This is a genomic window from Enterobacter sp. AN-K1, from assembly GCF_020971765.1.
Lineage (GTDB): Bacteria > Pseudomonadota > Gammaproteobacteria > Enterobacterales > Enterobacteriaceae > Enterobacter > Enterobacter hormaechei_C.
The window spans coordinates 2,092,764-2,107,231 of the sequence record NZ_CP087390.1 but is presented as its reverse complement, the minus strand read 5'-3'; the positions used below and the strand labels follow the sequence as shown (position 1 = coordinate 2,107,231).

General features: G+C 58.2%; 9 protein-coding genes. 5 read left to right on the top strand and 4 right to left on the bottom strand.

Annotated elements, in window-relative coordinates; genetic code table 11:
• Window positions 1-110 precede the first annotated feature (110 nt).
• Window positions 111-2,306, bottom strand: coding sequence for a primosomal protein N' (priA, locus tag LOC22_RS10105; protein WP_015569950.1), 2,196 nt, complete (start codon window positions 2,304-2,306; stop codon window positions 111-113).
• Window positions 2,307-2,506: 200 nt separating this feature from the next.
• Here priA and rpmE point away from each other — a divergent pair, with 200 nt between their 5' ends.
• Window positions 2,507-2,719 (top strand): 50S ribosomal protein L31, encoded by a 213-nt coding sequence (rpmE, locus tag LOC22_RS10100; RefSeq protein WP_003862040.1) that lies wholly within the window; start codon window positions 2,507-2,509, stop codon window positions 2,717-2,719.
• 48 nt (window positions 2,720-2,767) lie between these two features.
• Here rpmE and metJ read toward each other — a convergent pair whose 3' ends face one another.
• On the bottom strand, window positions 2,768-3,085 hold the full coding sequence (metJ, locus tag LOC22_RS10095) for a met regulon transcriptional regulator MetJ (protein WP_006179183.1): 318 nt from the start codon (window positions 3,083-3,085) through the stop codon (window positions 2,768-2,770).
• A gap of 275 nt (window positions 3,086-3,360) precedes the next feature.
• On the opposite strand from metJ, the gene metB reads away from it, so the two are divergent.
• The 4 genes from metB (at window position 3,361) to katG (ending at window position 10,385) form a co-directional block, all read left to right on the top strand.
• Window positions 3,361-4,521, top strand: a complete 1,161-nt coding sequence (metB, locus tag LOC22_RS10090) for a cystathionine gamma-synthase (protein ID WP_015569951.1) — start codon at window positions 3,361-3,363, stop codon at window positions 4,519-4,521.
• A gap of 2 nt (window positions 4,522-4,523) precedes the next feature.
• Complete coding sequence (locus LOC22_RS10085; protein ID WP_017383103.1) at window positions 4,524-6,956, top strand: bifunctional aspartate kinase/homoserine dehydrogenase II; 2,433 nt, start codon at window positions 4,524-4,526, stop codon at window positions 6,954-6,956.
• 213 nt (window positions 6,957-7,169) lie between these two features.
• The gene (metF, locus tag LOC22_RS10080; protein WP_032104303.1) at window positions 7,170-8,060 is read left to right on the top strand and encodes a methylenetetrahydrofolate reductase; all 891 of its coding nucleotides are present in this window, start codon (window positions 7,170-7,172) and stop codon (window positions 8,058-8,060) included.
• Window positions 8,061-8,204: 144 nt separating this feature from the next.
• Window positions 8,205-10,385 (top strand): catalase/peroxidase HPI, encoded by a 2,181-nt coding sequence (gene katG, locus LOC22_RS10075; RefSeq protein ID WP_045142634.1) that lies wholly within the window; start codon window positions 8,205-8,207, stop codon window positions 10,383-10,385.
• A 91-nt stretch (window positions 10,386-10,476) separates the two neighbouring features.
• Here the strand turns inward: katG and gldA are convergent, their stop codons facing one another.
• Window positions 10,477-11,580, bottom strand: coding sequence for a bifunctional L-1,2-propanediol dehydrogenase/glycerol dehydrogenase (gldA, locus tag LOC22_RS10070; protein WP_003862047.1), 1,104 nt, complete (start codon window positions 11,578-11,580; stop codon window positions 10,477-10,479).
• A 206-nt stretch (window positions 11,581-11,786) separates the two neighbouring features.
• On the bottom strand, window positions 11,787-14,438 hold the full coding sequence (gene ppc / locus LOC22_RS10060; RefSeq protein ID WP_017383108.1) for a phosphoenolpyruvate carboxylase: 2,652 nt from the start codon (window positions 14,436-14,438) through the stop codon (window positions 11,787-11,789).
• Between the last annotated feature and the right edge of the window lie 30 nt (window positions 14,439-14,468).

Below are 14,468 nucleotides of genomic sequence, written 5' to 3'. Positions count from 1 at the left end.
CTCGCCTGAACACCGAACTGCGGACAGCACCATTTTTACAGATAGTTAATGGAATCGGTTACAGAATTTTCATAAAAAGTGTGAGGCGCATTAAATTTTTCGATCCGTCTTCAGCCTTCAATCGGATCGACGTCAAGAACCCACTTCACTTTTCGCGCTTCCGGTAGGGTATTGATCAGCGCCAGCGTGCCGCTGACGATCTGCTGTAAACGGATACGCGAGGGGTGCTGAAGTAACAGTTGCCAGCGGAAACGGCCGCCGCGTTTCGGGGCGAGCGCGGGTACCGGGCCTAAAATCCACAGCTGATTATCCACCAGCGGGCTGGCTTGCAGGAGGTTTCTCAGCTGTTGCAGGAACAGCGGAGCCTGCTGGTTATTATGATCTTCCGCACGGATGATAACGTGGCTGGTCCATGGGGGAAGCTGCATCGTCTGACGTTCGGCCAGCGCCTGGTCCGCGAAGGCGTCATAGCCTTTGTGCAGCAGAGTTTGCAGCAGCGGATGTTCAGGGTGGTGCGTTTGCAGCACCACCTCGCCCTGCTTACCCGCTCGACCAGCGCGACCGGCAACCTGGGTATAAAGCTGGGCGAAACGCTCGGCGGAGCGAAAATCCGCGGAGAACAGCGCGCCGTCGACGTCCAGCAGGGCGACCAGCGTCACGTCCGGGAAGTGGTGCCCTTTCGCCAGCATCTGAGTACCAATCAGGATGCGCGCGCCGCCGCGATGCACTTCCGCCAGTTGCTGCTCCAGCGCCCCTTTACGGCTGGTGGTATCCCTGTCGATACGGGAGATGGGTACGTCCGGGAAGAAGGGCGCGAGCGCCTGTTCAAGCTGTTCCGTTCCCAGACCGACCGGCACGATGTGCGTTGAGCCGCAGGACGGGCATTGACGGGGGACCGGACGCTGGCTGTCGCAGTGGTGGCAGCGTAAATGGCGCTGAGCCTGGTGGAAGGTGTAGTAGTGATCGCAGCGCGGGCACTCCGCGATCCAGCCGCAGTCGTGGCACAGCAGCGCAGGCGCGAAGCCGCGGCGGTTCAGGAACAGGATCACCTGGTTGCCCGCCTGCAAATGCTGGCGCATGCGGCTAATCAGCGCAGGCGCTAACCCGGCCTGCACCTGCTGGCCTTTCAAATCCAGCACATGCTGAATGGCCGGGCGGGCATTCCCCGCACGGCGCGTCAGGCGCAGCATGTGGTATTTACGCTGGCGAACGTTGTGCAGCGTTTCAAGCGCGGGGGTGGCGGACCCGAGAATAATGGGGATTTGCTCGCTGTGGGCGCGGTACACGGCTAAGTCGCGGGCGTGATAGCGCCAGCCTTCCTGCTGTTTATAGGAGCTGTCATGCTCTTCATCGATTACGATAACGCCGAGATTTTTAAAGGGCGTAAACAGCGATGAACGGGTGCCGATCACAATTGCTGCTTCGCCGTTTTTCGCTTTCAGCCAGGCGCTGAGGCGCTCGCTGTCGTTCAGGCCGGAGTGCAGAACCTCAACGGGCGCATTAAAGCGTTCACGGAAACGCGCGATGGTTTGCGGCGTCAGGCCGATTTCCGGCACCATCACCAGCGCCTGTTTGCCCTGCGCGAGCACGTTTTCCAGCACGCTCAGATATACTTCGGTTTTACCGGAGCCGGTGACGCCCGCCAGCAGCCAGGCGGAAAAACGATCGGCGGCGCTGTGAATCGCGCCCACGGCGGTGGCCTGCTCGGTATTCAGACGCAGGCGATCGCCCGAGACGGAAAAGCCGTCGCGCCAGTCGTGAAGGGCAGGTGCTTCACTGGCCAGCTCGCTCAACCCTTTCTTCCTTAATGCCTGCAACGCGGTTTCGCTTACCTCAAGCTCGTCGACCTGATGGCGCCAGATTTTTCCCTGGCGCAGCGCGGCCAGCGCCTGCTGCTGTTTCTGCGAGCGCTTCAGGCTGTTAATGTCCACAGCCTGGCCCTGCTCGGTGGCAAACCAGTACCACATTGGCGCGTGGCTGGCGCTCTTGCCCTGGCGCAGCATAATGGGCAGGGCATGGAACAGCACGTCGCCAATCGGATGATGATAATAATCTGCCGCCCACAGCAGCAGCCGCCAGGTGCTGGTGGAGTAAACCGGCTCGCTGTCCAGCACCTCAACAACCGATTTCAGCTCGTTAAGCGGCAGTTCGCTGTGTTCGCTGACGGACACCACGATCCCCACGCGCTGCTGTTTGCCAAACGGCACGGTCACGCGACAGCCCGCTTTGGCGCTCATGCTGTCGGGCAGCAGGTAGTCAAAGGTGCGGGGAAGCGGAACGGGCAGGGCAACGTGAGCGACGGGCATCGAATCTTCCTGACTTGAAAAGTGGCGCGTTAGTATACACATTAGTGAAAGCGGCGTGCGGATCAGTTTGCATACGTTGGTCAAATTCTGTATGATTCGCCGCCTTTGGTGTATTTTACGCCAAAGAACTTACATTCAACATCGCGTGGTGTCTGGCGTTAGGGCTGGAAGAGCGACGCGGCCTTAACTGAGGTTCTCCCATGAAAAAAGATATTCACCCGAAATACGAAATGATTACTGCAAACTGCTCTTGCGGTAACTCTATCCAGATCCGCTCTACCGTGGGTCACGATCTGAACCTGGACGTGTGCGGCAAATGCCACCCGTTCTACACTGGTAAGCAGCGTGATGTTGCAACCGGTGGCCGTGTTGACCGCTTCAACAAGCGTTTCAGCATCCCGGGCGCTAAATAAGTTTCCCGAAAAAAAGGCACCGCAAGGTGCCTTTTTTGTATCCGCTTATCAGTATTCCCACGTATCCGGGTCGATACCCAGTTCACGCATGATCACCTTCGCCTCTTCTGGAATTTCGTCACTGCGCTCTTTGCGCAGATCGTCATCGTTCGGCAACGGTTGGCCGGTAAACGCATGCAGGAACGCTTCGCACAGCAGTTCGCTGTTGGTGGCGTGACGCAGGTTGTTCACCTGACGACGCGTACGTTCATCGGTGAGGATCTTCAACACCTTCAGAGGAATGGACACCGTGATTTTCTTGACTTGCTCACTCTTCTTACCGTGCTCAGCGTATGGGCTGATATATTCGCCGCTCCATTCAGCCATGAGATACCTTTAATCCTCTCAGTCATTAATCTAAAGGTGCAAAACCGGTAACCATCAGTTTTGAACCGTAATCTTGCGTAGTTTACCGTAGAGACGATACCGAGGCACGGATATTGCCGCTGTAGCGTGTCCTAAAGCATATAATTTTAACGGCTATTTGCACATTGCTCAATCTATACGCAAAGAAGTTTAGATGTCCAGATGTATTGACGTCCATACTTTCAATGTTTACTCTGGTGCCTGACTTTTCACCTCATTCGCCAGGAAGCCTCACCATGACGCGTAAACAGGCCACCATCGCAGTGCGTAGCGGATTGAATGATGACGAGCAGTACGGCTGCGTTGTCCCGCCAATTCATCTCTCCAGCACCTATAATTTCACCGGATTTAATGAACCCCGCGCGCATGACTACTCGCGTCGCGGCAATCCTACGCGTGACGTCACGCAGCGCGCGCTGGCGGAACTGGAAGGCGGCGCGGGTGCGGTATTAACCAATACCGGCATGTCTGCCATTCACCTGGTGACTACGGTGTTCCTGAAACCTGGCGATCTGCTGGTGGCGCCGCACGACTGTTATGGCGGCAGCTATCGTCTGTTTGATAGCCTGGCGAAACGTGGCTGCTACCGTGTGCTGTTTGTCGATCAAAACGACGAACAGGCGCTGAAACAGGCGCTTGCCGAGCAGCCGAAGCTGGTGCTGGTGGAAAGTCCAAGCAATCCATTGTTGCGCGTAGTCGATATTGCGAAAATTTGTCAGCTCGCAAGGGATGCGGGAGCGATAAGTGTAGTGGATAATACGTTCCTCAGTCCGGCCCTTCAGAACCCACTGGCACTGGGTGCCGATCTGGTGTTGCATTCATGCACTAAATATCTGAACGGCCATTCTGACGTAGTAGCAGGTGTGGTGATTGCCAAAGATCCTGAGGTAGTCACCGAACTGGCATGGTGGGCCAATAACATTGGCGTCACCGCGGGCGCGTTCGACAGCTATTTGCTGTTGCGCGGCATCCGTACGCTGTCGCCGCGTATGGACGTGGCGCAGCGTAATGCCCAGGCGATCGTGGATTTCCTGAAAACCCAGCCGCTGGTGAAGAAGCTTTATCACCCGTCGCTGCCGGAAAATCAGGGGCACGAGATTGCCGCGCGCCAACAGAAAGGATTTGGCGCGATGTTAAGTTTTGAACTGGACGGTGACGAGCAAACGCTGCGTCGCTTCCTGAGCGGGTTGTCATTGTTTACGCTGGCGGAATCCTTAGGGGGAGTAGAAAGCTTGATCTCCCACGCCGCAACCATGACGCACGCAGGTATGGCACCCGAAGCACGTGCCGCCGCCGGGATTTCCGAGACGCTGCTGCGTATCTCGACCGGTATTGAAGATTCTGAAGATTTAATTGCCGATCTGGAAAATGGCTTCCGGGTCGCAGCCAAGGGGTAATCATGAGTGTGATAGCGCAGGCAGGGACGAAGGGTCGTCAGCTGCACAAGTTTGGTGGTAGTAGTCTTGCTGATGTGAAATGTTATCTGCGTGTCGCAGGGATCATGACCGAGTATTCACAGCCGGGGGACATGATGGTTGTCTCTGCGGCGGGCAGCACCACCAATCAGTTGATTAGCTGGCTGAAACTGAGCCAGACCGATCGCCTCTCTGCGCATCAGGTGCAACAGTCCTTACGTCGTTACCAGAGTGAACTGATTGCCGGTTTGCTGCCTGCGGACGTGGCAGACGGGCTGATTAGCGCTTTTACGCACGACCTTGAGCGTCTGGCCGCTCTGCTGGACAGCGGCATTACCGATGCAGTGTATGCGGAAGTGGTTGGCCACGGTGAAGTGTGGTCTGCGCGCCTGATGGCCGCCGTGCTGCAACATCTTGGTGTGGAAGCCGCCTGGCTCGACGCGCGTGATTTCCTGCGTGCCGAACGTGCCGCACAGCCGCAGGTGGACGAAGGGTTGTCTTACCCGCTGCTGCAACAGCTGCTGGTGCAACATCCTGGTAAACGTATTGTCGTCACCGGTTTTATCAGCCGCAGCAATGCTGGCGAAACCGTTCTGCTGGGCCGTAACGGCTCTGACTACTCGGCAACGCAGATTGGCGCCCTGGCGGGCGTGTCCCGCGTCACCATCTGGAGCGACGTGGCCGGTGTCTACAGCGCGGACCCGCGCAAAGTAAAAGATGCCTGCCTGCTGCCGCTGCTGCGTCTCGACGAAGCGAGCGAACTGGCGCGTCTGGCGGCCCCGGTGCTGCACGCGCGCACGCTACAGCCGGTTTCCGGCAGCGACATCGACCTGCAACTACGCTGTAGCTACACGCCGGATCAGGGTTCCACCCGCATTGAACGCGTGCTGGCATCCGGCACGGGCGCGCGCATTGTCACCAGCCATGATGACATCTGCCTGATTGAGTTCCAGGTGCCTGCGGGCCAGGATTTCAAACTGGCACACAAAGATATCGACACCATCCTGAAACGTGCCCAGGTGCGTCCGCTGGCCGTTGGCGTACATAACGATCGTCAGCTGTTGCAGTTCTGCTATACCGCTGAAGTGGTGGACAGCGCCCTGAAAATTCTGGATGAAGCGGGCCTGCCGGGCGAGCTTCGCCTGCGTCAGGGGCTGGCGCTGGTGGCGATGGTGGGCGCGGGCGTCACCCGTAACCCGCTCCACTGCCACCGCTTCTGGCAGCAACTGAAAGGTCAGCCGGTGGAGTTCACCTGGCAGTCGGAAGAGGGCATCAGTCTGGTTGCCGTGCTGCGTAAAGGGCCAACCGAAAGCCTGATTCAGGGTCTGCACACCTCCCTGTTCCGCGCGGAAAAACGCATCGGCCTGGTACTGTTCGGGAAAGGGAATATCGGTTCCCGCTGGCTGGAGCTGTTCGCCCGCGAGCAGGTAACGCTTTCGGCGCGTACCGGGTTTGAATTTATTCTGGCAGGGGTGGTGGACAGCCGCCGCAGCCTGCTGAACTACGAAGGGCTGGACGCCAGCCGGGCGCTGGCCTTCTTTAACGATGAAGCGGTTGAGCAGGATGAAGAGTCGCTGTTCCTGTGGATGCGCGCGCACCCGTACGACGATCTGGTGGTGCTGGACGTGACTGCCAGCGAACAGCTGGCCGATCAGTATCTGGATTTCGCCAGCCACGGTTTCCACGTCATCAGCGCCAACAAACTGGCGGGCGCGAGCAGCACTGATAAATACCGTCAGATCCATGACGCATTCGAAAAAACGGGCCGTCACTGGCTGTATAACGCCACCGTTGGCGCGGGCCTGCCGGTGAACCATACCGTGCGCGACCTGATTGAAAGCGGCGACAGTATTCTGGCGCTGAGCGGGATCTTCTCCGGCACGCTCTCCTGGCTGTTTTTGCAGTTTGACGGCACCGTTCCGTTCACCGACCTGGTGGATCAGGCGTGGCAGCAGGGCTTAACCGAGCCGGATCCGCGCGTTGACCTTGCCGGTAAAGACGTGATGCGCAAGCTGGTGATCCTGGCGCGTGAAGCCGGCTACGACATTGAGCCGGGTCAGGTACGCGTTGAGTCGCTGGTGCCTGCGGGCTGCGAGGAAGGGTCCGTCGATCACTTCTTCGAGAACGGCGACGAGCTGAATGAGCAGATGGTGCAACGTCTGGAAGCGGCTAACGAGATGGGCCTGGTGCTGCGTTACGTGGCGCGCTTCGAGGCGAACGGTAAAGCGCGCGTGGGCGTGGAGGCGGTGCGTCCTGAACATCCGCTGGCGGCGCTCCTGCCGTGCGACAACGTCTTCGCCATCGAAAGCCGCTGGTATCGCGATAACCCGCTGGTGATCCGTGGCCCGGGCGCGGGACGCGATGTCACCGCCGGAGCCATTCAGTCTGATATTAATCGTCTGGCTAAGCTGCTGTAACCCCTCACCCTAACCCTCTCCCCAATGGGGAGAGGGCGTGCTTCTCACCCCCATCATGAACGCCCTTCATCTTCCCTGAACAAACCTCACCGTTAATGTTGATTATTTCTGTTGACGTCATCCCGCTTTTCCGTCATTTTTACATCTGGACGTCTAAACGTATAGAAGTTCACAACACAACAAACAACGACACGCGAAAGATAGAGGTAAGGTATGAGCTTTTTTCACGCCAACCAGCGGGAAGCCCTGAATCAGAGCCTGGCCGAAGTAAACGGCCAGATTAACGTCTCTTTTGAATTTTTTCCGCCGCGCACCAGTGAAATGGAGCAAACCCTGTGGAGTTCTATCGATCGCCTGAGCAGCCTGAAGCCGAAGTTCGTCTCCGTAACCTACGGCGCCAACTCCGGTGAGCGTGACCGCACGCACAGCATCATTAAGGGCATTAAAGATCGAACCGGTCTGGAAGCGGCACCGCACCTGACCTGTATCGACGCCACCCGTGATGAACTACGCGCCATTGCCCAGGACTACTGGAATAACGGCATTCGCCACATTGTGGCCCTGCGCGGCGACCTCCCGCCAGGCAGCGGCAAGCCGGAGATGTATGCCACCGATCTGGTCGGGCTGCTGAAAGACGTTGCCGACTTTGATATCTCCGTGGCTGCCTACCCTGAAGTTCACCCGGAAGCCAAAAGCGCCCAGGCGGATCTGCTCAACCTGAAGCGTAAAGTGGAGGCCGGTGCTAACCGCGCGATTACTCAGTTCTTCTTTGACGTGGAAAGCTACCTGCGCTTTCGCGACCGCTGCGTCTCGGCGGGTATTGATGTCGAAATCATTCCTGGCATTCTGCCGGTCTCGAACTTCAAACAGGCGAAGAAATTCGCAGATATGACCAACGTGCGCATTCCGCTGTGGATGTCCAAAATGTACGAAGGGCTGGACGACGATCCGGAAACCCGTAAGCTGGTGGGGGCCAATATCGCGATGGACATGGTGAAGATTTTAAGTCGCGAAGGGGTGAAAGATTTCCATTTCTATACCCTGAACCGCGCGGAAATGAGCTACGCCATTTGCCATACGCTCGGTGTTCGCCCGGCGCTGTAAAGTAAAAATCCCTCATAAAATGAGGGTTTTTTAATCGAACGGAGAGTTAAAAGGTATTAGCTATCGAATCTGTGGATTAATTCAACTATCTCTTATCGCTAGTGGTGTATATCGTAACGGTAACACTGTAAAGGGAGCATAGCGATGAGCATGTCAGACGAGACCAATAACGCGGCATCCGCCGGCAAATGTCCGTTCCACCAGGGCGGCGTCGATCATAGCGCGGGTGCAGGTACCGGCAGCAAAGAATGGTGGCCTAAACAACTTCGCATCGATCTACTTAATCAACACTCCAGCCGTTCTAACCCTCTGGGTGAAGACTTCGACTACCGCAAAGAATTCAGCAAGCTCGACTATTCCGCCCTTAAGGGCGATCTCAAAGCACTGTTAACCGACTCACAACCGTGGTGGCCTGCCGACTGGGGCAGCTATGCGGGCCTGTTTATCCGTATGGCCTGGCACGGTGCGGGTACCTATCGCTCCGTTGACGGTCGCGGCGGCGCCGGACGCGGTCAGCAACGCTTTGCACCGCTGAACTCCTGGCCGGATAACGTCAGCCTGGATAAGGCTCGCCGCCTGCTGTGGCCAATTAAGCAAAAATACGGACAAAAAATCTCCTGGGCTGACCTCTTTATCCTCGCGGGTAACGTGGCGCTGGAGAACTCCGGCTTCCGCACCTTTGGTTTCGGTGCCGGGCGTGAAGACGTTTGGGAACCGGATCTGGACGTGAACTGGGGCGATGAAAAAGCCTGGCTGACCCACCGTGACCCGGAAGCGCTGGCGAAGCGCCCGCTTGCGGCCACCGAAATGGGCCTGATTTACGTTAACCCGGAAGGGCCGAACGCCAGCGGTGAACCGCTGTCTGCGGCGGCGGCGATCCGCGCTACCTTTGGCAACATGGGCATGAATGACGAAGAGACCGTCGCGCTGATTGCGGGCGGCCATACGCTCGGTAAAACGCACGGCGCAGGTGAAGCCACGCACGTGGGCACTGACCCGGAAGCGTCGCCGATTGAAGCGCAGGGCCTGGGCTGGGCCAGCACGCACGGCACCGGTATTGGCGCTGACGCCATCACCTCCGGGCTGGAAGTTATCTGGTCTCAAACCCCGACCCAGTGGAGCAATTACTTCTTCGAGAACCTGTTCAAATACGAATGGGTGCAGACGCGTAGCCCGGCGGGCGCCATTCAGTTTGAAGCCGTGGATGCGCCGGAAATTATGCCTGACCCGTTCGACCCGTCGAAAAAACGCAAGCCAACCATGCTGGTCACCGACCTGACGCTGCGTTTTGATCCGGAATTCGAGAAAATTTCCCGTCGCTTCCTGAACGATCCGCAGGCCTTCAACGAAGCCTTTGCGCGTGCCTGGTTCAAGCTGACCCACCGCGATATGGGGCCAAAAGCGCGGTACATCGGCCCGGAAGTACCGAAAGAAGATCTGATTTGGCAGGATCCGCTGCCGCAGGCGGTGTTCAATCCGTCGAAAGAAGACATTGAAAGCCTGAAAGCGGAAATTGTGGCATCCGGTCTGTCCGTGAGCGAACTGGTTTCGGTTGCCTGGGCGTCGGCTTCAACCTTCCGAGGTGGCGATAAGCGCGGCGGTGCCAACGGCGCGCGTCTGGCACTGGCGCCTCAGCGCGACTGGGATGTGAACGCCGCAGCGGTTCGCGCGTTACCGGCTCTGGAAGCCATCCAGCGCACCACCAACAAAGCTTCACTGGCCGATATCATCGTGCTGGCGGGTGTCGTAGGCGTTGAGCAGGCTGCGAAAGCCGCAGGTGTTTACGTCAACGTACCGTTCACGCCGGGCCGCGTGGATGCGCGTCAGGACCAGACGGACATCGAGATGTTTAACCTGCTCGAACCGGTTGCTGACGGTTTCCGCAACTACCGTGCGCAGGTGGATGTATCCACCACGGAGTCGCTGCTGATCGACAAAGCCCAGCAGCTGACCCTGACTGCGCCGGAACTGACGGTGCTGATCGGCGGTTTGCGCGTACTGGGTGCAAACTTCGATGGCAGCAAGAATGGCGTGTTTACCAACCGCGAGGGCGTGCTGAGCAACGACTTCTTCGTTAATCTGCTGGATATGAACACCCAGTGGAAAGCGACCGACGACTCAAACGAGCTGTTTGCCGGTAGCGATCGCGCCAGCGGGGAAGTGAAATACACCGCGACCCGCGCCGATCTGGTCTTCGGTTCAAACGCAGTCCTGCGTGCGCTGGCCGAAGTTTACGCCAGCAGTGATGCACACGAGAAGTTCGTTCGTGATTTTGTTGCCGCGTGGGCGCGAGTGATGGATTTGGACCGGTTTGACGTGAAGTAGCCATTGTGCCGGGTGGCGGCTACGCCTTACCCGGCCTACAAATTAAAGTGCCATGTAGGCCGGGTAAGCGCAGCGCCACCCGGCTTTTTTATTACTCCCACTCCTGAAGGAAACGCTGTCCGTACTGGTCCGCCACCAGCAGCGCCGCATAGACCTGATCCGGCGTTACGCCGCCAGGCATGTTGTGAATGGTTTCCCCTTCGGCACAGGACGCCTCCGCGATCAGCCGCATTTTGGCCGGAATATCCTCTTTGATATTCAGCTGCGCCAGCGTGATCGGCAGCCCAACACTGTGGCAAAGCGCGGCGACGGTCTCAATTTCTTCAACCGGCGCGTTCTCCAGTACCAGTTGCGTCAGCGTGCCGAACGCGACCTTTTCACCATGGTAGAAATGATGCGCATCCGGCACCGCCGTCATGCCGTTGTGAATGGCATGCGCCGCCGCCAGCCCGCCGCTTTCAAAGCCCACGCCGCTGAGATAGGTGTTGGCTTCGATAATGCGTTCCAGAGCCGGTGTGACCACGTGCTGTTCCGCCGCCAGCATCGCTTTCTCGCCCTCTTCAACCAGCGTGTTGTAGCACAACTCTGCCAGCGCTAGCGCCGCCTGCGTGCACTTGCCGCCCGCCATGGTCGTGGCGCCACTGCGCGAACAGGCGCGCGCTTCAAACCAGGTTGCCAGGGCATCGCCAATCCCGGCGGCCAGCAGGCGCGCAGGTGCGCCCGCCACCACTTTGGTATCGACAATCACCATGTTCGGGTTGTGCGGTAGCATCAGGTAGCGATCGAACTCGCCGCTGTCGGTATAAATCACGGAAAGGGCGCTGCACGGCGCATCGGTGGAGGCAATGGTCGGGGCAATGGCCACCGGCACGTCCATAAAGTGGGCCAGCGCTTTGGCAGTATCCAGCGTTTTTCCGCCGCCGATACCCAGCACCGCCAGACAGTCAGCGCTGTCGGCCAGTTTTTTCAGGCGATCGATTTCATTTTGCGAACATTCGCCACCAAATGGTGCAATTTCGGCATGGAGTCCGGCTTTTTTAAAACTCTGGCGCAGGGTTTCTTCAGCAAAACCCAGCACAAATTTATCGCCCACCACCAGCCAGCGATTTGCCAGCGGCTTCAGGTAGTCGCCGAGGCGAGTGAGAACATCTGCGCCCTGGATGTATTTTCCCGGGGATTGAATGACACGGTCCATAACATTACTCCCTTAGTGTTTGAGGTAAATTCTGTCCTGTTCGAACTGCACTAAGAGTGACTCTACTCCCGGCGTGCCGGTCATTTGTTGCGCTACGTCTAAGGGAAACGTGATTGCCTTACCGGTGGCAAAGATTGAGGGGGAGATCAGGGAAGGGGGAAGATCGAGAAGTGCCCGGCAAGCGTAGCGCTGCCGGGCACTGAGCATTAACCGGTGTTGCGCATACCTGCCGCAACGCCTGCTATCGTTACCATCAGCGCCTGTTCAACGCGCGGATCCGGCTCTTTACCTTCCTCCTCCGCCAGACGCGAACGGTGCAGCAGTTCAGCCTGTAAAACGTTCAGCGGGTCGGTGTAGATGTTACGCAGCTGGATAGACTCGGCGATCCACGGCAGGTCTTCCATCAGGTGGGAGTCATTAGCGATATCCAGCACCACTTTAATATCGCCTTCAAGCAGCTCGCGCAGCTCTTTACCCAGCGCCCACAGCTCTGGTTTCACCAGACGCTGATCGTAGTATTCCGCCAGCCACAGGTCGGCTTTCGAGAAGACCATCTCCAGCATGCCCAGACGGGTAGAGAAGAATGGCCAGTCGCGGCACATGGTTTCCAGTTCGCTCTGCTTTCCGTCTTCCACCACTTTTTGCAGCGCCGCACCGGCACCCAGCCAGGCCGGCAGCATCAGACGGTTTTGCGTCCAGGCGAAGATCCACGGAATGGCGCGCAGGGATTCAACGCCGCCGGTCGGGCGACGCTTGGCCGGGCGCGAACCCAGAGGCAGTTTACCCAGCTCCTGCTCAGGCGTTGCTGAGCGGAAGTAAGGCACAAAGTCTTTGTTTTCACGCACGTAGCCGCGATAGAGGTCGCAGGAGATGTCAGACAGCTCGTCCATGATCCGGCACCAGGACTCTTTTGGCTCCGGCGGCGGCAGCAGGTTGGCTTCCAGGATCGCACTGGTATAGAGCGACAGGCTGCTGATGGTCACTTCCGGCAGGCCGTACTTGAAGCGGATCATCTCACCCTGCTCGGTCACGCGCAGGCCGCCTTTCAGGCTTCCTGGTGGTTGAGAGAGCAGCGCTGCGTGTGCAGGCGCACCGCCACGACCAATGGAGCCGCCGCGTCCGTGGAACAGGGTCAGTTCAATACCGGCTTTTTCGCAGGTTTTGATTAGCGCATCCTGCGCCTGATACTGCGCCCAGGAGGCTGCCATCACGCCCGCATCTTTCGCGGAGTCGGAATAGCCAATCATCACCATCTGTTTGCCCTGAATAAAGCCGCGATACCAGTCGATGTTCAGCAGCTGGGTCATCACGTCGTTAGCGTTGTTCAGGTCGTCGAGGGTCTCAAACAGCGGGGCGACCGGCAAGGCATAGTCGATGCCGGCTTCTTTCAGCAGAAGGTGAACGCCCAGCACGTCGGACGGGGTCTTCGCCATGGAGATCACATAGGCGGCCACCGATCCTTTCGGCGCATCCACGATCGCTTTACAGGTGTTGAGCACTTCGCGGGTGTCGTTGCTTGGCTCCCAGTTGCGCGGCAGCAGCGGGCGCTTGGAGTTCAGCTCGCGGATCAGGAACGCCTGTTTGTCGGCTTCTGACCAGCTTTCATAGTCGCCGATGCCGAGGTAGCGGGTCAGCTCGCCCAGTGCTTCGGTATGACGGGTACTTTCCTGACGAACGTCGATACGCACCAGCGGCACGCCGAAACACTTCACGCGGCGCAGGGTGTCGAGCAGTTCGCCGTTGGCAATGATGCCCATCCCACAGGCCTGGAGCGATTTATAGCAGGCGTACAGCGGCTCCCAGAGCTGTTCGTTCTGGCTCAGCAGACCTTCCGGCTTCGGCAGGCGCTGGCCTTTCAGGCGCGCTTCCAGCCAGGCCTGAGTGGCCATCAGCTGACCGCGCAGTTTTTTCATCAGGAAACGGTACGGCTCGCTGGCGCCTTCTTCACCGGCCAGCGCGCGCAGTTCCGGCGTGGCTTCCACCATCGACAGCTCGGAGATCAGCACCTGAATATCTTTCAGGAACAGGTCGGTCGCTTTCCAGCGGCTCAGCAGCAGGACGTGACGGGTGATTTCCGCCGTCACGTTCGGGTTGCCGTCGCGGTCGCCGCCCATCCAGGAGGTGAAGCGCACCGGAACAAAATCAACCGGCAGGCGGTAGCCCAGGTTCTCTTCAAGCTGTTCGTTCAGCTCGCGCAGGTAGTTGGGGACCCCTTCCCACAGGCTGTTTTCCACCACCGCAAAGCCCCATTTGGCTTCGTCGACCGGGCTTGGGCGATGCTTACGAATTTCATCCGTGTGCCAGGACTGGGCAATCAGCTGGCGCAGACGGCGCATAAGCTGGTTACGTTCGTAGTCGGCAATGTCTTTGTTATCCAGTTGCTTCAGACAGTTGTTCACTTCCACCATTTTGTGGATCAGCGTACGACGGGTGATTTCGGTTGGGTGTGCGGTCAGCACCAGCTCCAGCGAAAGGGATTCCACCGCTTTTTTGATGGTCGCTTCGTTGAGGTCGGGCTGGTCTTTGAGTTTACGAAGGGTGCGGGCAATGACTTCCGGGTTGCTGGCCGCTTCGCCTTTTGGCGAAATGCTGTGGTATTGCTCAGCGGTGTTTGCCAGGTTCAGGAACTGGCTGAAGGCGCGGGCAACGGGCAGCAGCTCATCGTTGGAGAGGTTCTGCAAGGTGGTGAGCAGCTCCTGACGATTGGCCTCGTTACCGGCGCGGGAAGATTTGGACAGCTTGCGGATGGTTTCAACGCGGTCGAGGATGTTCTCCCCCAGTGCGTCTTTGATGGTATCTCCAAGCACTTTGCCGAGCATACTGACATTACTACGCAACGCGGAATATTGTTCGTTCATAAAAACCCAGTCACCCCATCATTTTTGTTT